The sequence below is a fragment of the Streptomyces populi genome (genome assembly GCF_002911015.1).
GTDB lineage: Bacteria > Actinomycetota > Actinomycetes > Streptomycetales > Streptomycetaceae > Streptomyces > Streptomyces populi.
Genome location: NZ_KZ626868.1, coordinates 1 through 24696, shown reverse-complemented (window position 1 = coordinate 24696; position 24696 = coordinate 1). Strand labels below are relative to the sequence as shown.

20 protein-coding genes, 1 tRNA gene and 1 pseudogene are annotated in these 24696 nt (G+C 72.9%); 6 read left to right on the top strand and 16 right to left on the bottom strand.

The window, feature by feature from the left end:
* The first annotated feature begins 52 nt into the window (after nucleotides 1-52).
* The 3 genes from CW362_RS17000 to CW362_RS43325 all read left to right on the top strand — a co-directional run bounded on the left by CW362_RS17000 (nucleotide 53) and on the right by CW362_RS43325 (nucleotide 2208).
* On the top strand, nucleotides 53-1225 hold the full coding sequence (locus CW362_RS17000; RefSeq protein ID WP_103550324.1) for a sensor histidine kinase: 1173 nt from the start codon (nucleotides 53-55) through the stop codon (nucleotides 1223-1225).
* Nucleotides 1200-1862: a response regulator gene (locus tag CW362_RS16995; protein WP_103550323.1), complete on the top strand. Its 663-nt coding sequence runs from the start codon at nucleotides 1200-1202 to the stop codon at nucleotides 1860-1862. The genes CW362_RS17000 and CW362_RS16995 overlap by 26 nt, the downstream gene beginning before the upstream one ends.
* Before the next feature lie 261 nt (nucleotides 1863-2123).
* Nucleotides 2124-2208: transfer RNA gene (locus tag CW362_RS43325), tRNA-OTHER, on the top strand.
* A 708-nt stretch (nucleotides 2209-2916) separates the two neighbouring features.
* On the opposite strand, the gene CW362_RS16990 is transcribed toward CW362_RS43325, so the two are convergent.
* The 4 genes from CW362_RS16990 to CW362_RS16975 form a co-directional block, all read right to left on the bottom strand.
* On the bottom strand, nucleotides 2917-4194 hold the full coding sequence (locus tag CW362_RS16990) for an RNA polymerase sigma factor (RefSeq protein ID WP_103550322.1): 1278 nt from the start codon (nucleotides 4192-4194) through the stop codon (nucleotides 2917-2919).
* On the bottom strand, nucleotides 4191-4532 hold the full coding sequence (locus CW362_RS16985) for a YciI family protein (RefSeq protein ID WP_103550321.1): 342 nt from the start codon (nucleotides 4530-4532) through the stop codon (nucleotides 4191-4193). The genes CW362_RS16990 and CW362_RS16985 overlap by 4 nt, the downstream gene beginning before the upstream one ends.
* Entirely contained in the window at nucleotides 4529-5275 is a 747-nt protein-coding gene (locus CW362_RS16980) for an SgcJ/EcaC family oxidoreductase (protein ID WP_103550320.1), read from the bottom strand. The genes CW362_RS16985 and CW362_RS16980 overlap by 4 nt, the downstream gene beginning before the upstream one ends.
* 137 nt (nucleotides 5276-5412) lie before the next feature.
* Nucleotides 5413-6666, bottom strand: coding sequence for a cytochrome P450 family protein (locus CW362_RS16975; protein WP_103550319.1), 1254 nt, complete (start codon nucleotides 6664-6666; stop codon nucleotides 5413-5415).
* A gap of 326 nt (nucleotides 6667-6992) precedes the next feature.
* Between CW362_RS16975 and CW362_RS16970 the strand changes: the two genes are divergently transcribed.
* A complete protein-coding gene (locus tag CW362_RS16970; protein WP_103550318.1) occupies nucleotides 6993-7790 on the top strand; it encodes a nitrilase-related carbon-nitrogen hydrolase in 798 nt (265 codons plus the stop codon).
* Nucleotides 7791-7937: 147 nt separating this feature from the next.
* Here CW362_RS16970 and CW362_RS16965 read toward each other — a convergent pair whose 3' ends face one another.
* The gene (locus tag CW362_RS16965; RefSeq protein ID WP_103550317.1) at nucleotides 7938-9428 is read right to left on the bottom strand and encodes a protein kinase domain-containing protein; all 1491 of its coding nucleotides are present in this window, start codon (nucleotides 9426-9428) and stop codon (nucleotides 7938-7940) included.
* Nucleotides 9429-9897: 469 nt separating this feature from the next.
* On the opposite strand from CW362_RS16965, the gene rho reads away from it, so the two are divergent.
* Together rho and CW362_RS44515 are read left to right on the top strand one after the other, a co-directional pair.
* The gene (gene rho / locus CW362_RS16960; RefSeq protein ID WP_103550316.1) at nucleotides 9898-11040 is read left to right on the top strand and encodes a transcription termination factor Rho; all 1143 of its coding nucleotides are present in this window, start codon (nucleotides 9898-9900) and stop codon (nucleotides 11038-11040) included.
* Between the two features lie 88 nt (nucleotides 11041-11128).
* Nucleotides 11129-12031 (top strand): annotated as a pseudogene (locus CW362_RS44515) (D-alanyl-D-alanine carboxypeptidase family protein); the annotation flags it as partial.
* 14 nt (nucleotides 12032-12045) lie between these two features.
* On the opposite strand, the gene CW362_RS45470 reads toward CW362_RS44515, so the two are convergent.
* The 11 genes from CW362_RS45470 to CW362_RS16900 form a co-directional block, all read right to left on the bottom strand.
* The gene (locus CW362_RS45470; RefSeq protein ID WP_338069062.1) at nucleotides 12046-13665 is read right to left on the bottom strand and encodes a glycosyltransferase 87 family protein; all 1620 of its coding nucleotides are present in this window, start codon (nucleotides 13663-13665) and stop codon (nucleotides 12046-12048) included.
* Nucleotides 13662-15068, bottom strand: coding sequence for a polyprenol phosphomannose-dependent alpha 1,6 mannosyltransferase MptB (gene mptB, locus CW362_RS16945; protein WP_103550313.1), 1407 nt, complete (start codon nucleotides 15066-15068; stop codon nucleotides 13662-13664). Before mptB ends, CW362_RS45470 begins: the two co-directional genes overlap by 4 nt.
* Nucleotides 15069-15186: 118 nt before the next feature.
* Nucleotides 15187-16128 carry a glutaminase gene (locus tag CW362_RS16940; protein WP_103550384.1) on the bottom strand — a complete coding sequence of 314 codons (942 nt, stop codon included), beginning with the start codon at nucleotides 16126-16128 and terminating at the stop codon, nucleotides 15187-15189.
* 240 nt (nucleotides 16129-16368) lie between these two features.
* Nucleotides 16369-17205: an undecaprenyl-diphosphate phosphatase gene (locus tag CW362_RS16935; RefSeq protein WP_103550312.1), complete on the bottom strand. Its 837-nt coding sequence runs from the start codon at nucleotides 17203-17205 to the stop codon at nucleotides 16369-16371.
* Nucleotides 17206-17288: 83 nt separating this feature from the next.
* The gene (gene crcB / locus CW362_RS16930) at nucleotides 17289-17663 is read right to left on the bottom strand and encodes a fluoride efflux transporter CrcB (protein WP_103550311.1); all 375 of its coding nucleotides are present in this window, start codon (nucleotides 17661-17663) and stop codon (nucleotides 17289-17291) included.
* Complete coding sequence (locus tag CW362_RS16925) at nucleotides 17660-18043, bottom strand: DUF190 domain-containing protein (RefSeq protein ID WP_103550310.1); 384 nt, start codon at nucleotides 18041-18043, stop codon at nucleotides 17660-17662. Before CW362_RS16925 ends, crcB (CW362_RS16930) begins: the two co-directional genes overlap by 4 nt.
* Complete coding sequence (gene crcB / locus CW362_RS16920; RefSeq protein WP_103550309.1) at nucleotides 18040-18516, bottom strand: fluoride efflux transporter CrcB; 477 nt, start codon at nucleotides 18514-18516, stop codon at nucleotides 18040-18042. The genes CW362_RS16925 and crcB (CW362_RS16920) overlap by 4 nt, the downstream gene beginning before the upstream one ends.
* Nucleotides 18517-18729: 213 nt before the next feature.
* Complete coding sequence (locus CW362_RS16915; protein ID WP_103550383.1) at nucleotides 18730-19686, bottom strand: SMP-30/gluconolactonase/LRE family protein; 957 nt, start codon at nucleotides 19684-19686, stop codon at nucleotides 18730-18732.
* A gap of 25 nt (nucleotides 19687-19711) precedes the next feature.
* Complete coding sequence (locus CW362_RS16910) at nucleotides 19712-19999, bottom strand: helix-turn-helix domain-containing protein (RefSeq protein ID WP_103550308.1); 288 nt, start codon at nucleotides 19997-19999, stop codon at nucleotides 19712-19714.
* A 145-nt stretch (nucleotides 20000-20144) separates the two neighbouring features.
* A complete protein-coding gene (locus CW362_RS16905) occupies nucleotides 20145-21704 on the bottom strand; it encodes a glycosyl hydrolase 53 family protein (protein WP_103550307.1) in 1560 nt (519 codons plus the stop codon).
* An 818-nt stretch (nucleotides 21705-22522) separates the two neighbouring features.
* Nucleotides 22523-24544 (bottom strand): beta-galactosidase, encoded by a 2022-nt coding sequence (locus CW362_RS16900; RefSeq protein WP_103550306.1) that lies wholly within the window; start codon nucleotides 24542-24544, stop codon nucleotides 22523-22525.
* Nucleotides 24545-24696: the final 152 nt, after the last annotated feature.

The window sequence follows — 24696 nt, the reverse complement described above, 5'->3', positions numbered from 1 at the left end:
AACCGTCCTTTCGGCCGATGCGCGGCACGCCGCGGTCCCTAGGCTGAGAACCGTGCTCCGAGACGACCTGCGAACCCTGTGGACCGAACCCCGGCCGCCCGACGCGCCCGCCCGGGTGCGGCGGGACTGGGCGCTGCTCGGCGCGGGCCTTGCCGGTGTGGCGCTGGAGGCCACCCTGCGGGAGAACGTCGTGTGGCGGCCGGTGGCGGTGGTGTTCGCCGTATGGCTGTGGCTGCTGCTCCTGTGGCGCCGGACCCGCCCGCTGGCGGTGGTGACGCTGGCGTTCGGCTCGGTGGTCCTGCTCACGGTGGCCTCGCTCGTCGCCGCACAGCGCGAGTCCGTCGGCCTGTACACCGGCGTGGTCGTGCTCGTGCTGGTGTACGCGCTGCCCCGGTGGGGATCGGGACGCGAGATCGTGCTGGGCGGCGCGGTGATCCTCGCAGTCGGCGCGCTGTGTGTCGTCGCGGACGAGACCCCGGTCGTCGAAAAGGTCGTGGGCCTCGTCTTCCTGCTGCTGCCCGGCGTGGTCGGGGCTGCCGTGCGGTTCTGGGTGACCGCTCGCGAGCGGCAGTTGGAGCAGGTACGCTCCCGCGAGCGCGAGCAGCTCGCCCGGGAACTGCACGACACGGTGGCCCACCACGTGTCGGCCATGGTGATCATCGCCCAGGCGGGCGGGGTGCTGGCGGGCACCGACCCGTCCGCCGCCGTCAAGGCGCTGGAGGAGGTCGAGGAGGAAGGGGCGCGCACGCTGGAGGAAATGCGCGCCATGGTCGCCGCGCTGCGCGACCGCGGGGTCGGCGCCGAGCTGGCGCCCCCTGCCGGAGTCGCGGATCTGGAGCGCCTGGTGCGCACCCCGGGTGGTCGCCTCAGGGTCGACCTGCGGCTCGACGGCGAACTGGACGCGCTGCCCCCGGCCGTGGACGCGGCCGTCTACCGGATCGTGCAGGAGTCGGTGACCAACGCGCTGCGCCATGCGGTCGACGCGACCGAGCTCGTCGTCCAGGTCGCCGCGGAACGGCACACGGTACGGGTGAGCGTGCGCGACAACGGCCGGCGCACCGGCCGGGGTCGCGACGGATACGGACTTACCGGACTGCGCGAGCGCGCGACCCTGCTCGGCGGCACACTACGAGCCGGCCCGGGTACCGACCGGGGCTGGCATGTCGAAGCCGAACTGCCGGGAGCGAGGAGCGAGAGCCGTGTCCATTCGCGTCCTCGTCGCTGACGACCAGGCGATCATCCGCACCGGCTTGCGGATCATGCTGAACGCCCAGCCCGGCATCGAGGTGGTCGGCGAGGCCGCCGACGGGCGGGAAGCGGTACGTCTGGCCCGCGGACTACGGCCCGACGTCTGCCTGTTCGACATCCGCATGCCCGTACTCGACGGGCTCGAGGCCACCCGGCTGGTCGCCGGCCCGGGCGTCGCCGACCCGCTGGCCGTGGTCGTCATCACCACGTTCGACCTCGACGAGTACGTCTACGGCTCACTGCGTGCCGGCGCCCGCGGATTCCTCCTCAAGGACACGGGACCGGACCTTCTGGCGCAGGCCGTACGGTCGGCGTCCGACGGTGAGGCGCTCATCGCGCCCAGCGTCACCGTCCGTCTGCTCCAGGCATTCGCGGACCTGCCCGCCGGCCGGCCCGTGGCCCAGCCGGTCTCCCCCGTCACCGCCCGCGAGGAGCAGGTGCTCCTCGCCGTCGCTCGCGGGCTGACCAACACCGAGATCGCCGATGCACTGCACATCAGCCTCAGCACGGTGAAGACGCATCTGGCCAGCCTGATGGCCAAACTCGGCGCCCGCAACCGGGTCGAGATCGCGATGTGGGCCTACGAAACGCGCCGTATCCTCCCCGGAACCTGAGCCGGGTGCCGGGACATGTCCCATGAGTCCCCGCCCGGACACCAGTGCACCGGTCGGCTCACGTCGGCTCCACGTGCCTCAACCGCCCCGGAGCGTGACGTACCAGGAGGCCGGAACCGGGACGGTGAGACACCCGATACGACAAGACCCCCGACGGCTACCTCGCCGGTCTCCGCCTGCACGCCTCGATGATCTGGATCAAAGACCTCACCAGGACCACCCACTGAGCTCGCCCAGTCTTCGAGTTGGTATGGTCCGCTTGGCCATGAGTCGTTTAGCGGCCTAAGACCCTGCGCTCGGGTTCGCCCCGACGCAGAAACCCCGGTTCGAATCCGGGCCGTGGCCACCTTTTGCCTCCCCGGGTGCGGTTCCATCTCAACCCACCGTCGCCGATCGGCACCTGCGCAAGTGTCCGGCGTGCCGCCTCTGGGCTGGGGCAGCGCTTTTGCTGCCTGTCGTCGCCGGCCGCCATCGGGCGTCATCGGGCGGCCCGAAGACGCTTCCAGGGATGGGACAGCCCCGGACTCCGACAGTGTGGCCCCTCGATGCGAACCATGGGGCAGGACGGTCGTTGAGGTCTGCCGGGCTGGTGAATCGGTCTTCGAGCGCCGGTGACCCCACGGACGGCGCTCTGCGGGCGGAGGCGTTCTCCGGGCGGTTTCCAGTACGAGCAGTTTTCCCCCGCGAGGGAGCAGGAGATACGCGCCCACGCCTCCGCCGTTCCCTCCCCAAGGCGCCTGCCCCCCGACCACCCCCCACAAAGCCCGGTGTCTCCTCTGCGGTCCTGATTGAGCGGACGACGCCAGGTCAGCTTCCCAGGCGTAGCCCGGCGAGCCAGACGTCCGGGGTGTTCGGGACTGCTTCGGCGGGTGGGGACACCGGCGCGGTGGCCGCCTTCGGCCGTGCGCGACGGGTGAGCAGCCGGCCGAGGGGGCCGCGGGCACGTGGTGCCGGGGTGGTCATGGGAGGGGCCTCCTGGAGGGTCGGGAGAGCAGTGGCGTCGCTCCCGGCCGACAGCGGCCGGGAGTCGGTCTCGCCCCACCGACGAACACCCCTACGCCGATCGACACTCCCCGAGCCGCTTCTCCAGGAATCTCCGCTCCGCCGCGTTCTCCACCAGGGCGAGGGCCCGGTCGTAGGCTTCGGCGGCCTCCGCCGGGCGTCCGGCGCGGCGCAGCAGGTCCGCTCGGGTGGCGGGCAGCAGGTGGTAGGCGTCCAGTTCGCCCTCCTGCTCCAGTTCGGCGACCAGGGCGAGCCCGGCGTCGGGGCCTTCGGACATGCCGACGGCGACCGCCCGGTTGAGCCGGACCACGGCGGAGGGCACGAAGCGTCGGAGCTCGCCGTAGAGGGCGGCGATGTCGGCCCAGTCGGTCTCCTCCGCCGTGGCCGCGGTGGTGTGGCAGGCGGCGATCGCGGCCTGGATCTGGTACGGGCCCGGGCGTCCCCGGCGCAGGGTGGTCTCAAGGAGTGCGGCGCCCTCGTCCACCTTGACGGTGTCCCAGGCCGTACGGTCCTGGTCCTCCAGGGTGACCAGGTCGCCGGAGGCGTCGACGCGGGTGCCGCTGCGGGCGTCGTGGAGCAGCAACAGGGCGAGCAGGCCGAGGACTTCGGGCTCGTCGGGCATCAGGCGGGCCAGGACGCGGGCGAGGCGGATCGCCTCCGCCGAGAGGTTCGCGCGCACCAGATCGGCGCCGGCCGTGGCGGCGTACCCCTCGTTGAAGAGCAGGTAGAGCACGCCGAGGACACCCGTGGTGCGTTCGGGCAGGAGGTGGGCGGGCGGTACGCGGTAGGGGATGCCCGCGTTGCGGATCTTCCGCTTGGCGCGCACCAGCCGTTGCGCCATCGTCGCCTCGGGGACGAGGAAGGCGCGCGCGATCTCGGGCGTGGTCAGCCCGGCCAGGGTGCGCAGGGTGAGTGCCACCCGGGCCTCGATGGCCAGCGCCGGGTGGCAGCAGGTGAAGATCAGCCGCAGCCGGTCGTCGCCCACTCCGCTCTCGTCGTCGGGATCCGGTTCGTACGGGTTGTACGTTCCGTACGGGTCGTACGGAACGTCGTCGCGCGCCGCCACCGCCACCTCCCGCAGCTTCCGCGCGCCGACCGCCTCCCGGCGCAGTACGTCCAGGGCACGGTTGCGCGCGGTCGTGGTCAGCCAGGCGCCGGGGCGGCGCGGTACTCCGTCGCGCCGCCACCGGTCGAGCGCCTGGGCGAAGGCGTCCTGCGCGCACTCCTCGGCGAGGTCCCAGTCGCCGGTCGTCCGGATCAGGGTGGCGACGACCTGGCCCCACTCCTCGCGGAACGCGGCCGCGACCGCCTCCTCGACTCCGTCGTTCATTCCCAGACCGGCCGCACCTCCACCGAACCGCCGCCCAGCGCCGCCGGGTGCCGGGACGCGAGCGCGATGGCCTCGTCGAGGTCGGCGACCTCGATGATGTCGATGCCCGCCACGTACTCCTTCGATTCGACGAACGGCCCGTCGGTGAGCAGGACTTCGTCGCCCTGAACCCGGACGGTGGTGGCGTCGGTCGCCGGGCGCAGCCGGGCTCCGCCCTTCACGATGCCGCGCTCGCGCACCTCCTGGACGTACGAGGCGAACCGCGGGTCGGCGGCGATCTCCTCGGGAGCGAGCTCCTCTCCGTCGACCGGTGTGCAGATGAACAGGGCGTACTTCATGACCGCGCCTCCTCCGCCGCCGAAAGGTCCGGGGCCGACGGCACGGACGTGTGCTGGTGGACGATCCGCCAGCGGTCGGCGGCCGCGCGGTAGCCCGTGGTGACGCGTGCGGTGGTGTCCAGGGTGGTGCCGTCGGCGAGCGGGGCGCGCAGGCGCACCAGGGCGTGGCCGAAGGCGACGCTCTCGTCGACGCGCACCCGGAGGTCGAGCACCTCGCGTTCCACGGGCCCCGCGAGCGTCGAGAACCACTGTTCCTGCGCCTTGCGCAGGGCGTCCGCGCCGCTCTGTTCCCCGTCGCCCGCGGGGTGGAACACCTCGACGTCGGGGGCGTAGCAGGCCATCATCCGGTCGATGTCACGTTCGCGGAGCGCCGCGGTGAGCTCGCCGTCGAGGCGGCGGATCTCTCCTTCGGCGTCCTCGTCGTCCCAGAACGCGCGGACCTCCATGGCACCGATCGTCGCGACGGGGTGCTTCGCGGCGGCCTCGACCGCCTCCTCCATGGACGCGCAGTCGAGGATGTCGAAGCCGGCGACGTACTCCTTCGTCTCGGCGAACGGCCCGTCGGTGCGCAGCACTTCGCCGTCGCGCACCCGGACGGTGACCGCCTCGGCGGGCAGCCGGAGGCGGTGGCCGTGCAGCCGGACGCCCCGCTCGGCGCCCAGTTCCTCGACCCAGGGTTCGACGGGTGCCATACCGGAGGCGTCGGCGGTGTCGTCGCCGCAGACCAGCAGCATGTACTTCATGGTTCCTCCCGGTGCTCATGAGCTTCCTACACCCCACCGACGAACCGCACCCCGACGGATCGACCGTCGGCGGAAATTTTTCGCGAGCGCCTTCGAACCCCGGTTCCCGAGCGCCGTCGGACGCGGTTCGCACCCCCTCAGAGGCGGGAGGTTCCGGGCCGCACGGGAAGGACCTGGACGCTGTTGCCGACGAAGCTGGTCTGCTGGACGAGGTCCGCCTCGGACACGGCGAGGTCGAGGTCGGGGAAGCGGGTGAACAGCCGCTCCAGGGCGATGGTGGCCTCCATCCGGGCGAGCGGGGCGCCGAGGCAGTAGTGGGCGCCGTGCCCGAGGGAGAGGTGGCGGGCGGCGCCGGGCCGCCCGGGGCGGGTGACGTCGAAGCGGTCGGCGTCCGGCCCGTGCGCGGCCCGGTCGCGGCCCGCGGCCGAGTAGCCGGCGAGGACGGGCGTGCCCCGGGGGACGACGGTCCCGTCGACGGTCAGGTCGCGCACCGGGTAGCGGAACGGGAAGTAGCTGACGGGGGCGTTCCAGCGCAGGGTCTCCTCGACGACGTCCCCCCAGCCCGCCTCGCCCTTCAGGACGGACTCCAGCTGGTCCCGGTGCCCGCACAGCGCCCGTACGGCGTTGGTGATCAGGTTCAGCGTGGTCTCGTGCCCGGCGATGATCATGAGCACCAGGGTGCCGATGAGTTCCTGCTGGCTGAGCCGGTCACCGTCCTCGTCGCGGGCGGCGATCAGCGCGCTGGTGAGGTCGTCGCCGGGGTCCTCCGCGCGGGCGGCCGCGACGGCGCCCAGCACGGCCACCAGTTCGCGGTTGGCGGCGACGGCCTGCTCGGGGCCGATGTCGGTGGCGACGACCTGGTTCGTCAGATGGTGGAGCCGGTCGCGGTGCTCGGCGCCGACGCCGAGGAGTTCACCGATGACACCCATGGGCAGCGGGAGCGCGAAGTGCTCGCGCAGGTCGGCCACTCCCCCGCCGCCCTCCGCCGCCGCGTGCAGGCCGTCGAGCAGGCTCGAGGTCAATTCCTCGATACGGGGCCGCAGTTGCTCGACCCGTCGCACGGTGAACGCCTTGCTGACGAGGGACCGCAGCCGCCGGTGGTCGTCACCGTCGGCGGTCGTCATGCCCTGCACGGTGGCGAAGGTCATGAGCGGCCAGCCGGCGGCTATGCGTCCCTCGCGCAGCTCCGTGAAGTGCTGGGCCCCCTTGGCGACATCGGGGTGCGCGAGGAATTCCTTCAGCGCCTCGTGCCCGAGCACCACCGCGCCCTCCACCTCACCGGGCAGCACCACCGTCGCGACGGCGCCCCGCGCGAGGAGCCGCTGATTGTCGGCGTGCGGGCAGCCGCCCGCGGGGTCCATGCGGTGCGGCGTGACGGGCGAGGTGTCCACCGTGTTCTCCTTGCTGCCGGGCCGAGTTGACGGTCGCACGACGCCGACGGGCGTCACGCGAAGATCGATTGTGCCTGCTCGGAGCGGCATGCGCAGCAGCTCCGCGAAGCCTTTCGGGCGGACCGGACCGCCGTCGCGGCCGCCTTCCCGGAACGGCTCGCCGAACGGCTGCCGTCGGCGTCCGCGGACGCCGACGCCGGATGTCGCCGGTGAGGCCATCGTCCGGGAGCGCGCCGTCCCACGGGAAGCGGGAAACGCGGCTTCCTCCTTACGCTCGTAGGGACGGGTTTCCTTGGACCGCGGGCGCGGTCCCGGAGGTGACAGCCATGCGTGCCTCGCTGATCCAGTTGTCCGTGGACTCCTCGGACTCCGCGGACGAGCGCCGTCGCCGGGCGGCCTCGCTGGTGCGCGGCCGGGCGGGCGACGACCTCGTGGTCCTGCCCGAGCTGTGGGCCGCGGGCGCGTGGGCCTACGACCGCTGGGAACACGACGCCGAGGGGATCGACGGTCCCACCGCGGCGGCCATGTCCGCCGCGGCCCGCGAGGCCGGGGTGTGGCTGCACGCCGGATCCGTCGTCGAGCGGGTCGAGGACGGGACGCTGTACAACACGGCACTGCTCTTCGACCGCGACGGTGACCTGCGGGGGCGCTACCGCAAGATCCACCGGTACGGCTTCGACACCGGCGAGGCGACCCTGATGGGCGGGGGCGACGACATCGTCACCGTGCCCACCGACTTCGGCGTGGTCGGCCTCGCCATCTGCTACGACCTGCGCTTCCCCGAACTCTTCCGGGGCCTGCTCGACGCGGGCGCGGAGCTGATCGCCGTGCCCGCCGCGTGGCCCGCGGCCCGGCTCACCCACTGGCGGCTCCTGACCCGTACGCGGGCCCTGGAGGAGCAGGTCTTCCTGCTGGCCTGCTGCGCGACCGGCACCCACGGTGGTATGCGGCAGGGCGGACACAGCGTGGCCGTCGACCCCTGGGGAACCGCCCTCGGCGAGGCCGGCACCGCGGAGGAGACCCTGACGGTGGAATGCGACATGGCCCAGGTCGCCCGGATGCGTTCCGAGCTCCCCGTCCTGCGCGATCGCGTCCTCGCCATCGAGGCTCCCCGGCGACGGTGAATCCGACGACAGTGAAGCCGGCGACGGTGAAGTCGGCGGCCGGGCGTACGGACGGAGGGATCCGGCGGAGACCGCCGCTCCCGCCGGAGACCGCAGCTCCCGCCGGCCCGCGCGCCCGACCCGCTCCGCGGAGGGCACCGGGCGACGTCAGCGGCCGCCGTCCTCGTCCAGGACCACCCGGGTTCCCGCGAACCGGTCGGCCAGGAGCGGGCGCTGCGGTCCGGCCCGGAGGAACAGGACCAGGTCCACGACCCAGACCAGGACGAGCCACGGAAATCCGTGCAGCACCCAGAAGACCAGCGCCCTCAGCACTCCGCGTGGGCCCGGGCGTGCTCCGCTCTCCTTCCCCACCACGCGCAGGCCGGCCGCCCGTTTCCCCACCGTGCGCCCGAACAGGGCCAGCGCGCCGATCTCGTGGACGAGGGACACCCCCAGGAAGGAGGGAAGGAGCAGGACCCACCAGCGCAGGGCGAACAGCGCCGACAGCAGGGCCGCCACCAGGGGTGCCGTCGCCAGGGTGACCAGGAGGTCGATCAGCCTGGCCTTGCAGCGCACCCTGGCGCCCGCCACGACCGCACCCGGCTCCGGGGCGGGCTTCCGCTCCCGTGCGGCGGCGGTCGCGGCCGGGACGGTCCGCGCGGCGGAGGGAACCGATCGCCCGGAGGAGGACACGGTCGGGTGGGACGCGAGGGGCGTGTCGGGGTCCCCGGGCTCCGGGCGGTCGACGACGGTCGGTGTCCACTGCCGCGGGGGCCGGGCGGAAGCCTCCTCCGTCACCGTGTCGAGGGCGGCGCGCATGGCCGCGGCGCCCTCGTACCGGTCCTGGGGCCGCTTCGCCATCGCGCGCAGCACGAGGGCGTCCCAGGCGGCCGGGATCCCGGGCCGTACGGACGACGGCGGTTCGGGTGTCCTCTGCAGGTGCTGGAGCAGGACGGCGGTGGCGGAGTCACCACGGAACGGCGGCTGTCCGGTGAGGAGTTCATAGAGCACGCACCCGGCGGAGTAGATGTCGGACCGCTCGTCCGCCTCCTTCCCCTCGGCCTGTTCCGGCGAGAGGTAGGAGGGAGTGCCGATCAGCACACCGGTGGCGGTGAGGCGGGTGGCGCTCTCCGACAGCAGCCGTGCGATGCCGAAGTCCATCACCTTGGCCGTCGTGCGCGACGCGGTCCGCTGGGTGATGATGTTCGACGGCTTGATGTCCCGGTGCACGACGCCGCGGCCGTGACTGTGGTCCAGCGCGTCCAGCACCTCCCCGATCACGGCGGCCGCGTGGTCCGGCGCGAGCGGCCCGTCGGCGATCGTCTCGGCGAGCGTGCGGCCCGACACCAGCTCCATGACCATGTAGAGGACGGGCTCTTCACCACGGGCGTCCTCCCCCATGTCGTGGACGACCGCGATGGCGGGGTGACTCAGTCCGGCGGCCGCGCGCGCCTCGCGGCGGAACCGGGAGCGGAAGCCCGGCTGCCGCAGGAGTTCGGCGGGCAGCAGCTTGACGGCGACCGTCCGTCCCAGTTCGCGGTCCACGGCACGATGGACCACCCCCATGCCGCCGCGGCCCAGAAGCTCGTGCACCTCGTACCTGTCCGACAGCACCCGCACCGCGTCGCCCCCCGTGTATCCCGTGCCCTGCATCGACATCGGCAAGTACGGGAAATTATGGGGACTTTGCGACCTCGACCGGAGCCCGTCCGGCCAACCGTACGGATCTACGAATGTCGTCGGCGCCGGATCCGGGCGCGGGCCGCGGAGGACGCCCCGGAACGGACGGCCCGCGACCGATCGTGCGGCGTGGCGCCGGGCACCGCACGCCCCCCCGAGACGCGGATCACTCCCGAACTCGCCCTGACAGTGGTACTCTGCGAACAGCACTCGTGTACGCCTCCTTCTTCAGGCGCCGGTGCCAGTTCCTTTCTCCCGCTGGGACACCGTCGGTTCCGACGCGTGGACCGGCTTCTCGGCACCACCTCCCGCACACGGCAGGGAATCCCTCCCGTCGCGTCCGAAGTGGTGTTCCCGCCGCACCGAGGCGCGCACCGCGTCCTCCCTCAGCGGCCTCTCCCCCTTCCTTCCGCATGCCCGTGCGATTCCGTCCGTGAGAGGACACCCCATGACCACCACACTCGAACACCCTCCCGTACAGCGGCGGCCCCAGGCCCGGACCACCGTCATCGGTGTCCTCGACATCGACGGCGGCGGGAAGGGGCACCTGCGCTCCGCGAACCTCCTGCCGTCGCCCGACGACCTCCAGGTCTCCCCCGCGCTGATCCGCCGTCACGGCCTGCGCAAGGGCGACACCGTGGAAGGCGTGCGCGGCGGACCCCGGGTCCTCACCGAGGTCGAGCGGATCAACGGCCGGGCGGCCGAAGTGCCGCTCCGCCGACCGCACTTCAAGGACCTCACCCCGCTGCACCCCCGTGACCGGCTCCGCCTGGAGCACCCGGCGAGCGGGCTGACCGGACGCGTCGCGGACCTCGTCTCGCCGGTCGGCAAGGGGCAGCGCGGCCTGATCGTCGCCCCGCCCAAGACCGGCAAGACGGTGCTGCTCCAGCAGATCGCCGCCGCCGTGGCCGGCAACCACCCCGAATGCCGTCTGATGGTGGTGCTGCTCGACGAACGCCCCGAGGAAGTCACCGACATGCGGCGCTCCGTGCGCGGCGAGGTGTACGCCTCCACCTTCGACCAGACGCCCAGGCAGCACATCGCGCTCGCCGAACTCGTCGTCGAGCGGGCCAAGCGGCTCGTCGAGGCGGGCGAGGACGTCGTGATCCTGCTCGACTCGCTCACCCGGCTGTGCCGGGCGCACAACAACGCGGCCGCCGCCGGCGGGCGCACCCTCAGCGGCGGTGTCGACGCCGCCGCCCTCCAGGGCCCCAAACGGCTCTTCGGCGCGGCGCGCCTCGCCGAGGAGGGCGGCTCGCTGACCATCCTCGCCACCGCCCTGGTGGAGACCGGTTCCCGCGCCGACGACTACTTCTTCGAGGAGCTCAAGAGCACCGGCAACATGGAGCTCCGGCTGGACCGGACCCTGGCCGCCCGGCGCGTCTTCCCCGCCGTCGACATCACCCCCTCCGGTACCCGCCGCGAGGAACTCCTGGTGCCGGAGGCCGAGTTGACCGTCGTACGAGGACTGCGCCGCGCCCTGCTGACACGGGACGGGGGGACCGGTCTGGAAACGCTCCTGGAGCGGCTGCGCGCCACGCCCGACAACGCCGCCTTCCTGCGCCGCGTTCAGCCCACCCTGCCCTCCTGACCGCCGCCCCTGCGGCATCCGGGTGCTCGACGGCGCCGCGCGGCCCGGCCACCCCGGCGTGTCGCGCGTCCGTTCCTACGTTTGCGGTATGACGATCGGATTCTCATTCCGGACCGCCGCTTCGCGCTCCGCGGTCACGCGTGCCGCCCTGGCCTGTTCCGCCGTCTGCGCGGCCGGTCTGCTGGCCGCGCAGGGCCCGGCCACCGCACTCGGTGCCCGGGGTCCCGGGGCAGCGCGGCCGGCCGCGCTGCCGCCTTCGTCGCTCCATCAGCCGGGCACCCGGGTACGGCTCCGGACCGGGGCACCCGACGTCCCCGCGAACATCTCCGCACTGTCCTGGGTGGTGGCCGACGCGCGCACCGGTGACATCCTCGCCGCGCACAACGCCCACCGCAGGCTGCCGCCCGCGAGCACCCTGAAGACCCTGTTCGCCCTCACCGTCCTCCCGATGCTGCCCGGCAGCACCCTGCACACCGTCAAGGAGCGGGAACTGGAGGGCATCGGCGCGGGCAGCAGCATGGTCGGTGTCGTCGGGGGCATCACCTACCGGGTGGCGGACCTGTGGCGCGGTGTCTTCCTCAACTCCGGCAACGACGCCGTGCACGTGCTCGCCTCGATGAACGGCGGCTGGACGGCCACCGCCGCCCAGATGCAGGCCAAGGCCCGCTCCCTCGGCGCGGACGACACCTACGTCGTGTCGCCCGACGGGTACGACACCCCCGGGCAGGTCTCCTCGGCGTACGACCTGGCGGTGTTCGGCCGGGCCGGGCTGCGCGACCCCGACTTCGCGCGGTACTGCTCCACCGCCGAGGCGATGTTCCCCGGTGAGAACGGCTCCTCGTACGGGATCCAGAACACCAACCGGCTCCTGACCGGCGCGAGCGGGGTGGGGCGGTACCCGGGGCTGATCGGGGTCAAGAACGGCTACACCACCAACGCGGGGAACACCCTGGTCGCCGCCGCCAAGCACGGCACGCGCACCCTCGTCGTCACGGTGATGCACCCTCAGGCGGGCGGCGGGACGACCGTGTACGAGGAGGCGCGCTCGCTGCTCGACTGGGGCTTCGCGGCGGACGGCCGCGTCGATCCCGTGGGGACGCTGCCCGACGCACCTGCCGCCCCCGCCGCCGGACCCTCCACCCCTGCCGGGCCCTCCGCCCCTTCCTCCGTTCCCTCCCGGCCCGTCGCCCGGCCCCCGGCCGCCGCCGCCCCGCCCGCGAACAGCGCCCGGCCGGCTGCCGCACCCCCTGAGGACGCGGGCCTCGACTGGCCCGGCGCGGCCGAGATCGCCGGTGCCGCCGTGCTGGGCGCCGCGGGCGTCGCGCTGGCCCTGCGGCTCAGGGCGCGCCGGTCCGGGCGCGGCTGACCCACCGGCAGCCACAGCAGCAGCCCGAGCGTGATCCACGCATAGGCGTTGCCGCCGAGGAAACCGTCGAGGCCCGAGGCGTCGTCGAACCACAGCCACACCACGCTGCTGCACAGCACCGCGTACAGGGCCGCCGCGACCCGCAGCCGGCGCCGGCGCAGCAGCACCGCGAAGGAGGGCAGCAGCCAGACGAGGTGGTGCACCCAGGTGATCGGGCTGACGAGACAGGCGGCCAGCCCGGTCAGGGCGAAGGCGGCGGTCCAGTCCTCGTCGGCGAGGGCGCGCGAGGTCCGCCGCGCCCAGACGGCGAGGACCAGCAGGGCCAGCATCGCCCACAGCGCCCTGCTCGGCTCCTGCGGCGCCACGAGCCGTGCCAGCACGCCCTGCAACGACTGGTTGGAGACGTAGGCCAGGCGCCCGACGCGGGACGTGTCCCACAGCGCGTCGGTCCAGTAGAAGCGCGAGGCGTCCGGCGCCGCCCAGGCGGCCAGCGCGGTGGCGGCCGCGGCGACGGCCGTGGCGACACCGGCGGCCCGCCGGCGGCGGCCCAGCAGCAGCAGCGCGACGAAGAGCGCGGGGGTCAGCTTGACCGCCGCGGCCAGACCGATGCCGACACCCGCCCAGCGGCCCCGCCCGGCCGACAGCAGCCAGGCGTCGCTCAGCACGAGGGCCAGCAGCACCAGGTTGACCTGGCCGAAGCTGAAGGTGTCGCGGACCGGTTCGAACAGCGCCAGCAGACAGGCCGTCAGAGCGCAGCCGAACCAGCCGTAGCGGCGCAGTTCGGGCCCGACCAGGACGCCCACCACCAAGGTCAGGGCGGCGAGGTTGAGCAGCAGTGCGAGGGCGATCGCCGTGCTCAGCCCGACCAGTGCCATCGGCAGCATGCCGAGGGCCGCGAAGGGCGGGTAGGTGAAGCCGTACGCCGTTCCCGGCACCCGGTAGTCGTAGATGCTGCCGCCGTGGTGGACCCAGGTGTCGACCGCCCCGTAGTACACGCGCAGGTCGAACCAGTCGCGCAGCAGCGGCACGGTGGCCGTGAAGGCGCCGACGACGACGGCCAGGGCGAGGACGAGGAGGAACCTCCGGCGGTCGGTGCCCAGCAGCGCCGCCGCGCCGCCGGAGCCCCGCCCACCGGCCGGCGCGTCCGCTTCCGTCGTCCCCGTCGTCGCGCTCCCGGCACTCATCACCCTCGCCCCGCTCGTCTCCCCCGCCCCTCTCGTCCCGCTGGGGCCCGTTCCGTGCTCCGTGTCTTCCGTCATGCCGTCCGTTCCAGTACCGGGGTCTGCGGCCGCGCCGCCTGATGGGCGTGCCAGAGCACGACGAGGGCGAGCAGGCCGCCGGAGACGGCGAGGACCACCTGTCCCGCGTCCGCCGGCGACCCGCTCGGCAGGACCGCGAGCGCGAGCACCGCGCTGGCGGCCGCGACCCGGCCGCGCACCGAGGCGGTGGGCGCGGCCGCCGCGATGAGGAACAGGCCCCACAGCGCGTACCAGGGGCGGATCGCCGGTCCGAACACGGCCACCGCGGCCAGGCTCAGGCCCAGCGCGTAGACCGGGTGCGGGCGCAGCCGCAGCCATATGAAGAGCAGCAGTCCCACGGTCGCCACGAGTCCGAGGGCGTGCCAGGCGGGCATCGCGAGGGGGGCGAGTCCGCTGCCGAGCTTCTGGAGCAGCGCGCCGGTGGCGCGCCCGAGGACGCTGGTGGGTGACCAGTTGTGCGGCGAGACGGGGGTCCTCAGGGCGGCTATCCAGCCGTAGCCCGTACCGGCCACCGCGGTCGCGGCGACCGTCGTCGCGGCCGCGACCACGACGGTGGCCGCCGTGGCCCGCGCGATGCCCCGGTGCCCCCGCCCGCGCCCGCGCAGCGCGATCACCGCCACCAGGCCGAGCGCGGCGGGCGCCTTGACGAGGGCGGCCAGGGTGACCAGGACGACGCCCGCGACGGGCCATCGGCCGCGCGCGGCCACCAGGCCGACACCGAGCAGACCGAGCATGACGGCGTCGTTGTGCGCACCGGCCACCAGGTGCAGCAGGACCAGGGGGTTCAGCGCGCCCAGCCACAGCGCGGCGGCCGGATCGGCGCCGCTGTGCCGGGCGAGGCGGGGCAGGGCCGCCGCCATCAGGGCCACGCCGAGCAGGGCGACCACGCGCATGCCGAGGAGTCCGGCCGGTATCTCCCCGCGGGTCAGCGACGACAGGCCGCGGGCGACGGCGAGGAAGACCGGTCCGTACGGCGTCGTCGTGCTCCGCCACACGGGCGCCACCTCGTCGGCGAGCGGGCCGCCGAGCCGCGCGGGCCCGTACGCGTAGACGTCGATGTGGGCGTCGACCATGGCGCCCTGGGCGAGATAGCTGTAGACGTCCCGGCTGAAGAGCGGCGGTGCGAGCAGCAGCGGCGCCGCCCAGGTGGCCAGGACGAGCAGCAGGGAGCGCGGAGCCGGCGGTTCGGGCCCGCGGACGACGGTGCCCAGCAGCGCCCACGCGGCTATCAGCAGGACGACACCGAAGTACACCCCGACCAGGCCCAGTACGGCCCGCCCCGATCCGGGGGCGAGGAGGTCGCGCGCGGGCAGGGCCCCCGCGGTCTCGCCGCCCAGGGCGAGGACGGCGGTACCGGCCAGGCCCAGGGCCTGGCAGCGGCGGAGATCGGCGGGAAAAGCCATGGCCAACACTCCGCAAGCGTGTCGACACCGGGTGGCCGGAAGACGACGCGGCGCCCTCCGGACGGGGTCCGGCGCGTGACCTCCGTGTGGTGGGAGGAGAGTCGTGGTGGGAGGGGAGTCAGAACACCGACAGGCCGGTCAGGGTCGTGAAGCGGTCCAGGGCCGCCACGCCCGCCACCGAGTTGCCGCGTTCGTCGAGACCCGGGCTCCAGACGCACAGGGTGCACCGGCCCGGCACCACGGCGATGATGCCGCCGCCCACCCCGCTCTTGCCCGGAAGTCCGACCCGGTAGGCGAAGTCGCCCGCGGCGTCGTACGTCCCGCAGGTCAGCATGATCGCGTTGATCTGCTTGGCCTGGCTGCGGGAGAGCAGCCTGCTGCCGTCGGCACGGATGCCGTGCCGGGCCAGGAATCCGGTGGCGAGGGCGAGGTCGGCGCAGGAGGCGGCGATCGAGCACTGGAGGAAGTACTGGTCGAGCAGGACCGGCACCGGGTTGTCGATGTTGCCGTAGGAGGCCATGAAGTGGGCGAGGGCCGCGTTGCGGTCGCCGTTCGCGGTCTCGGAGGCGGCGATGTCCCGGTCGAAGTCGAGATGTGCGTTGCCGCTCTCGGCCCGCAGGAACTCCAGCAGGGTGCCGGCCGCGTCGCCGGTCCGGGTCTGCAACCGGTCGGTGACGACGAGGGCTCCGGCGTTGATGAACGGGTTGCGCGGGATGCCGTTCTCGTACTCGAGCTGGACCAGGGAGTTGAACGGGTTGCCGGAGGGCTCCCGCCCGACGTGCTCCCACAGCGCGTCGCCCTCGCGGGCCAGGTCGAGGGCGAGCGTGAAGACCTTGGTGACGGACTGCGTGGAGAACGGCTGCCGCCAGTCCCCCACGCCGTACACCGTGCCGTCGAGCTCGGCGACGGCCATGCCGAAGCGGCGGGGGTCGCAGGCGGCGAGCGCCGGGATGTAGTCGGCGGGCCGCCCGCGTCCCGGTGTCTGCGCGACCTCGGTGGCGATGCGCTCCAGGACCGGCTGGAAGGTCAGGGCGGACGGCTGTGGCGAGTTCCCGGGCATGATCGCCATTGTGCCGCCCGCTCCGTGCCGCGGCCCGGCGGCCCGGCCTTCCGACCTTCCGGCCTTCCGGGCTCCTGGGCTCCTGGGCTCCTGGGCTCCTGGGCTCCTGGGCTCCTGGGCCAACGGTGTGCGGTGTGCGGGAACGGCGCAGGGGGCGTGGAGCCGGATTCCGGCTCCACGCCCCCTGCGGGCGGATCGTTCTCGGCCCGGAGCGAATGCGCACCGTCGCCCCGGGTGGTGTCAGCTGTCGATGACGCCCGTGCCCAGCAGCCCGAAGAGCAGCACGCCGATGACGATGCGGTAGATCACGAAGGCGTTGAAGGAGTGCTTGGCGACGAACTTCAGGAGCCAGGCGATGGAGGCGTAGGCGACGACGAACGACACGACGGTGCCGGTGATCAGCGGGGCGGCGCCCACGCCGGTGCCCAGGGCGTCCTTCAGCTCGTACAGGCCGGCGCCGGTCAGGGCCGGGATGCCGAGGAAGAAGGAGAGCCGGGTGGCGGCGACGCGGTCCAGGTCGAGGATGAGACCCGTCGACATGGTGGCGCCGGAGCGCGAGAAGCCGGGGAAGAGCAGGGCGAGGATCTGGGAGCTGCCGACCAGCATCGCGTCCTTGAACGAGACGTCGTCCTCACCGCGCTTGTGGCGGCCCATCTGGTCGGCCGCCCACATCACGCCACTGCCGACGATCAGCGAGCCGGCGACCACCCACAGGGAGGCCAGCGGACCCTCGATGAGGCTCTTGGCCCCGAGGCCCACGGCCACGATCGGGATCGTCGCGTAGATGACCCACCACGCGAACTTGTAGTCGTGGTGGTGGCGCTCGTTCTTGTCGCGCAGTCCGCGTCCCCAGGCGGAGACGATCCGCACGATGTCCTTGAAGAAGTACACGAGCACGGCGGCGATGGCGCCGACCTGGATGACCGCGGAGAAGCCGACGACGGCGTCGTCGTCGACGGGGATCCCCATCAGGCCCTCGGTGATCTTGAGGTGGCCGGTCGAGGACACGGGGAGGAATTCGGTCACCCCCTCGACGATTCCGAGGACGACGGCCTGACCGACGTTGATGACGCTCATGGGATCCAGTTCTGAAAAGTTGGTCGACAGTGCTGTAGACGGTGCAGGGGACAGTGTTACCTATACGCGCGGACGCCCGACACCTAGGTCCACAAAGCTTGGGCAAACGAGACCCCGGCGAACGCCGCGCCGAGGCCCGCCGTCACACTCACGATCACGTTGGCGGCAGCGTAGAACCCCGCCCCCGTCCCGGTCAGACGCAGGGTCTCGTACGAGAACGTCGAGTACGTGGTGAGCGCCCCGCACAGACCGGTCCCGATCAGCAGGTGCAGGTGTCCGGACACCTGCCCCGCCGAGGCGGCACCGGTCAGCAGACCGAGGATCAGGCATCCTGTCACGTTCACGACGAGGGTGCCCCAGGGGAAGACCGTATCGTGCCTCAGCTGCACCGCCCGGTCGGTCAGGTACCGCAGGGGTGCGCCGATCGCGGCACCGATGATCACCAGCAGCCAGTTCACGGCGGACTCCCGCCTTCCGCGGACGGGTCTCCGCCGGTCGCGCCGCCGCGGCCCACGTAGCGGATGACCTCGCAGGGGTCGAGGACCACCAGGCCCTCGGTGACGAGTTCGTCGAGCTGCGGCAGGAAGGCCCGGACCCGCTCCTCGGTGTCCACGACGATCACGGCCACCGGCAGGTCCTCGCTCAGCGAGAGCAGCCGCGAGGTGTGGACGAGCGAGGAGGCGCCGAAGCCCTCGACGCCCTTGAAGACGCTGGCGCCCGCGAGACCCGCCGCGTGGGCGCGGTGCACGATCTCCGCGTACAGCGGTCTGTGGTGCCAGGTGTCGTTCTCGCCGATGAGGACCGTCAGCCGCAGGGCGCCGCCCGTGAGTCGTGTCATCGTCGCCTCCGTGCCAGGGCGCGGCGCGCCGCCGTCGTCCCGAGCCACACCGCCGCGAGGGCCGCGCACAGGGTCGCGGCGAGGTAGGCGAGCCCGGTGCCCGGGTGACCCGCGCCGACCAGTCCCCGGATGTCGACGGCGTACGTCGAAAAGGTGGTGAAGCCGCCGAGGACCCCGGTGCCGAGGAAGGGGCGCGCGAGGCGGTGCACGGCCGGCAGGTCGGTGATCAGCACCATGAGCACGCCCATGGCGGCGCAGCCCACGACGTTGATCGTGAACGTGGTCCAGGGGAAGGCGCCGTCCGGCGTGGGCCACAGCAGCCCGGCTCCGTAGCGGGCCGTGGCGCCGATGACGCCGCCCAGCGAGACCGCCGCGACGACCGGGCCCTGGCCGTGCCAGGGGGACGGGGTACGGGCGGGCGGGCGCACGGGGGCGCCGGACTCGCCGACATGCTCGGGATGCGGGACTGCCATGGTCTCCGGTGCTCCTACTCGCCGGGCCGGTGCGGGCACACGGCATCGCAAGCAGGGACCGTTGGCGGCATCCGCGCCGCGGTTCGGGTACGGCGGGCCCCACCACCGCGCCGCGCTGTGGGATCGCGGCCGGTGAACAGGGTAACGCCGGGAGCGCGGACCCCGCACACCCGGTCCCCGCACACCCGGTCCCCGCCGAAGGGCCCCGGCCGCTCAGCCGACGGTGCCCGGGAGGTCGCAGACAGCGAGGCCCCGCTCCCAGATGCTCCCGAGGACCAGCCGGCCGTCGGACTCACAGGCGCTGGTCACCATCCGGAACCGGGCCCGGCGGCTCTCGAGGTGGTGCACGACGGTGCCGTCGTCGGCGACCGCGAGGACGCCCGTGGTGCCCGGGGGCCGGAAGGGCGCCCGTACGGCGATCCGGGCGGCGGCGCGCCGGACGGCCGGGCCCCGGCGGTGCAGGAGTTCCAGGGCACCGACGCGGGGGCCCGCCAGGGCCACCCAGATCGGACCGTCCGGGGCGCGCCACAGGTTGTCGGGCTGACCGGGCAGGTCGTCGGCGAAGGTCTCGGAACGGCCCGCGAGCGGTCCGGTGAGCCAGTACCGGACGAGACGGAACCGGCCCGTCTCCGCGAGGACGAGGAACGACTCGTCGGCCGAGGCGGCGAGGCCGTTCGCGAACTGAAGCCCTTCCAGGAGGACTTCGGGTTCCTTCTCCCCCGGCGCGAGGCGCAGCAGACAGCCCGAGCCGGTGTGCTCGACGAGGTCGCCGATCCACTGCTTCAGGGGGTAACTCCGGCTGGAGACGGTGAAGTACACCGTGCCGTCCGAGAGGGCGACCACATTGCTGCAGAAGCGCAGCGGGACTCCGGCGACCTTGTCGGCGAGGACGCGGACCACTCCGTCCTCGAGACCGACCCGCAGCAGTCCGCGTTCGGCGTCGCACACCAACAGCGCGTTGTCCGGCAGGAGTTCGAGGCCGAGTGGCCTGCCGCCCGTCTCGGCGACGACCTTGACGCCGGTGCGGTCGGGGTCGTCGAGCCCGTCGACGCGCACGATGCGGCCGTCCTCCAGGCCGGTCAGCACCCCGCCCCGGGAGTCGGCCACCACGTCCTCGGGGCCGCTGCCGCCGAGCGGCACCGCGCGCCGGGGCGAAAGGGCTGTGGCCACCGTGCCGGACCCGTCTCCCACGCGCCTACCAGCCCTTCTCGAAGTAGTGGCTCACCTCGGCGATACGGTACTCGTCGCAACGGTAGTAGGTCCGCCGCCCCACCTTCTTGGCGCGCAGCAGACCGACTCCGGCGAGGAGGTCCAGGTGGGTGCGGGCCACGGCCCGGCTCACACCGAGTTTGACGGCGAGGGCCTCGGTGCCGACACCGTCCTCGACGAGGTCGGCGCGGCGCTGCGGCGGGAAGTGCGCCACGGGGTTGCGCAACCACTCCAGGATGTCCAGCCGTCGCCCGTTGCAGGGCCCCTTCAGCATCTCGTTCCCCTCCGTCGTGACGGTCTCCCGCCACTGTCCCGCAGCCGGGGGCGGCACGCACGGACTTCGGGCGACCGTGGCCGGAGCGGGACGACCCCGAGGGGGCGCGGGGCCCGGCCGCACCGGCGGCCGGACCCCTTCGCGCTCAGCGGTGACCGAACACGGACATGGCCGGAAGCGCCTTGTCGTCGAAGCCGAACAGGGCCTGGTTCTCCCACCCGTTGCCGGAGGCGGCGTCGGCCGGGTCCCAGCCGTTGCCGGTGACCGCCGTCCAGGTGGCCTCCCAGTAGAAGACGCCGAGACCGCGGCCGTTGGGCACGGCCTCCACGATGTTCATGACGTCACGCAGCCAGTTGGACTGCCCGGTGGTCGTGGCTGGGTAGCCGGAGACCAGTTCACCGGTCGTGTCGATCTGGTTGACGAGCGCGTCGTCGCTGTCCAGACGGAAGGGGTAGGCCGTCTCGGCGACGAACACCGGCTTGGCGTAGCGGGAGGCCGCGTCGTCCAGGGTGGTCTGGAAGTCGTAGAGCGAGCCGTGCCAGTAGCCGTAGTAGGACAGGCCGATGGCGTCGAACTTCACGCCGTTGGCGAGGGCGGTGTCGAACCACCAGCGGGTGCCGGTGAGATCGCCGCCCTTGGCGAGGTGCAGTGCCACGACGGTGGAGGAACTGACCGCCTTGGCCGCGTCGTAGCCGGAGTTGAGAAGTCCCGCGAGCTGCGCGAAGTTGTCCGTGGAGCCCTCGGACCAGAGCATGCCGCCGTTGATCTCGTTGCCGATCTGCACCATGTCGGCCGTGGTGCCCTGCGCCTTGAGGGCGTTCAGGACGTCGTACGTGTGGTTGTAGACGTCCGTCTTCAACTGGCTGTACGTGTGTCCGCTCCAGGCGGCCGGCTTGGTCTGGGTGCCCGGGTCGGCCCAGGTGTCGGAGTAGTGGAAGTCGACCAGGAGCTTCATGCCCTGCGCCTTGACGCGCTTGGCCGTCGCGAGGACACGGGTCTTGTTGTTGTAGCCGTCGGCCGGATTCACCCAGACCTTGAGGCGCGCGTAGTTCATCCCGGCGGACTTCAGGATGGCGAGCGCGTCGCCGGTGGTGCCCGAACTGGTCTTGTAGACACCGCCGTAGGCCTCGCTCTTGGCGAGGGAGGAGACGTCGGAGCCCTTGACGGACAGTCCGGTGGTGCCGGAGGTGAACGTCAGGTCGTCGACGTTGATCCAGTTCCCGGCGTTGGCGTCGGAGTAGACGCTGATCGTGCACTGGTTGTTCGTCACGGAGACGGGCACGACGAGGTGGATCCACCCGCTGCTGGAGACCGGCAGGTCGGTGCGCTGCTCGGTGCCGCCGCAGTTCTTCAGGGCGAGGTAGGCGGAGTTCTGCCCGCCGCCCGAGCGCACCCACGCGGTGAGCTTGTAGTTCCCGTTGGTCAGTCCGGAGAGGTACTGATAGGTCTCCACCTTGTAGGCCGAGGCGGAGTAATGGGTGAGGCGGTAACTGCCGCCGTGGCCACCGGCCTCGACGTACGAGGCGCCGGTGTCGCCGTACTCCGACCAGCCGCTGGGCACGGCGGCGCCGGTCCCGTCGGTCTCGAAGCCGGCGTTGGTCAGGGTGCTCGCCGCCTGCGCGGTCCCCGCGGGGAGGGCGGTGAGGGCGAGTCCGGCCACGAATGGCAGCAGCAGGGCCCTGAGTGTGCGTCTGGGATGGAACATCGTCGTCCGTCGTCCCTTCGACGTGGTGGGGAGAGGTGCCCCGGAGGGATCCGGGGTGGATCCGAGGTGGAACCGGGGCGAACCCCTCCGCCCGCGGCTTCACGGCTCGCACGGGCGGAGGGGGGGCGGATCGCCGTCGAGTGCTGCGACTCGGACGGCTGTCGGAGCGGCCCGGCGGGCCGTGCGGCCTGCCGGGTGGGGGGATCGCCGGGTGGGGGGATCGCCGGGTGGTGCCCGGACGACTCGGGTGCGGTCGCCGGGGCCTCGGGCACGGACAGTGGTCGGGCGGCGTTTGGGACGGGGTCGAACGACCAGCTCTGCCGGGGTACGGCCCGGACGGTGGTCGGGCGGTGCCCGGGACGGGGTCGGACGACCGGCGCCGCGGGTGCGGCTGCCGGGTCACGCCCCGGACGGTGGTCGGTGCCGCCGGGTTCGGTGGAACCGGGGTCGGGTGGTGCGGTCGGCGGGGGCGGTGCCGGGTCCGCCGCCGGACCGGAAACGGTCGAACCCCGTGTTCCGGTGACCGGTCGGGGCGGGTCCGGTGCCTCCCGTGCGGTGGGGGCCGGCTCGTCCGAGCCCGTTCCGGGGCGGGCCCACACCCCGGCGGCCGGTCGGCCCGGGGCCCGGCCAGGTCCGTACCCGGGCTTCCGGCTCACCCGGGGGCCGGAACGGGATCCCCCCTCCGGCCCCCGGTCGCCCAGGTGGACGGGGCAGGACCCCCGGCCCGCCGCCGGGCCGGCCCTGAGCCCAGGTGAAGTCCCCATCCCCGTGCCGGCCGACCGGGGCACGGTCGAGCGCCCCGAACGGCCCACGGCCAGTCATGTGTCGAGGCGCACGACCCGCACGGCGCCCGCCGGGACCGCGAGACGGCCGGCGGCGCGTTCGCCCGTGAGGAGCTCGGTGCCGTGGGCGTCCAGCGACACCTTCGCGTCGGACGCGGTGTGGTTGACCGCGAACACGTAGGTTCCCGACTCGCCCGTGCGGCGCACCACTTCGACGTCGCGGGGTACGTCGGCGCGCGGCGCGATGCGCGCGTCGTCGGCCACCCAACCGATCAGCGCGTCGAGCCCCTCGGTCGCCAGGCGCGTGGACACGTACCAGGCCGAGCCCGCGCCGCTGCGGTGCCGGGTGACGGCCGGGTGCCCGGCGGCGAGCCCGTCCGCGTACGTCCAGACGGTCTCGGCACCGCGCGGGACCACGAACTCGGTCCACACGTCGCCGGTGAGTTCGGAGCCGTCGGGCCCGGTGATCCGGACGAGCTCCCCCTGGAGCAGGGGCGAGAACTCCTCGACAGTCAGGCCGAGTACGTCCCGCAGGGCGCCGGGATGCGGCCCCTCGTGGACGGCGTCGTGCTCGTCGACGATGCCGGAGAAGTAGGAGACGAGAAGGGTGCCGCCGCGCTCGACGTACTCCCTCAGGTTGTCCGCCGCGGCCTCGGTCATCAGATAGAGGGCGGGTACGACGACAAGGGGATAGGCCGACAAGTCGGCTTCCGGGTGGGCGAAGTCGACGGTGAGGTGACGGTCGTAGAGGGCCTCGTAGAAGGCGTCGGCGCGCTCACGGGCGTCGTGGTCCTCGCTCGGCCGCCACTGGAGGCTCTGCGCCCACCAGGACTGCCAGTCCCACAGCACGGCCACGTCGGCGACCGTCCGGGTGCCCTTGATCGAGCTCAACGAGTCGACGGCCGCGCCGAGTTCGACCACCTCGCGCCACACGCGCGAGTCGGTGCCGGCGTGCGGCAGCATCGAGGAGTGGAACTTCTCGGCGCCGCTGCGGGACTGCCGCCACTGGAAGAACATGGCGCCCTCGGAGCCGCGGGCCACGTGGGTGAGGGAGTTGCGGGCCATCTGGCCGGGCGCCTTGGCCGGGTTGCGGGGCTGCCAGTTCACGCCCGAGGTGGAGTGTTCGAGGAGCAGCCAGGGCGCGCCGCCCGCGACCGAGCGGGTGAGGTCGGCGGCCATCGCGAGGTTCACCTGGGTGCGGCGTCCGTCGGTCATCAGGTAGTGGTCGTTGGTGACGAGGTCGACCTCGCGGCCCCAGGCCCAGTAGTCGACCGAGTCGCACTGGCTGAGGGCCGTCATGAAGTTGGTGGTGACGGGGATGCCCGGCGCGAGGCGGTGGAGGATGTCCCGCTCCGCGGTGAAGTTCTCCCGCATGGTCGCGTCGGCGAACCGCCTGTAGTCCAGCGCCTGCGCCGGATTGCCGACGGTCGGTGTCGTGCGTGGCGGGTCGACCTGGTCGAAGTCGGTGTAGCGCTGGCCCCAGAAGGCCGTGCCCCAGGCCTCGTTGAGCTCGTCGACGGTCCCGTAGGCACCGGTCAGCCAGCGGCGGAAGTGCGCCGCGCAGGAGTCGCAGTAGCAGGCCGAGACCGGGACGCCGTACTCGTTGTGGACGTGCCACAGGGCGAGGGCGGGATGGTCCGCGTACCGGGTCGCGAGCCGGGTGGTGATGGAAGCGGCGGCGGCGCGGTAGTCGGTGTTGCTGTGGCAGATGGCGCCGCGTGAGCCGAAGGCGTAGCGGGTGCCGTCGGCTGCGACGGGGAGCGCCTCGGGGTGTTCGCGGTAGAACCAGGCGGGCGGTGCGACGGTCGGGGTGCCCAGGTCCGCGCGGATGCCGTTCTCGTGCAGCAGGTCGAGGACGCGGTCGAGCCAGCCGAACTCGTAGGTGCCCCGGGCCGGTTCGAGGAGGGCCCAGGAGAAGATCCCGACGCTCACCATGGTGACGCCCGCCTCGCGCATCAGCCGGACGTCCTCGGGCCAGACGCTTTCCGGCCACTGCTCGGGGTTGTAGTCCCCACCGAAGGCGAGCCCGGTGAGGCCCTTGGGGTTGGTCTCCGGCATGGATCTCTCCCATGTAATCGATCATTTGGGAACGTGCACACACAACGCCAGCGGCGTGAGACCAACATAACCGCACAGCAACAACCATTGACAAGTGTCCGGGATGTTTCTCTACTGTGAACGCTCACAGAAGCACGGCAGGTGAGCCGAAG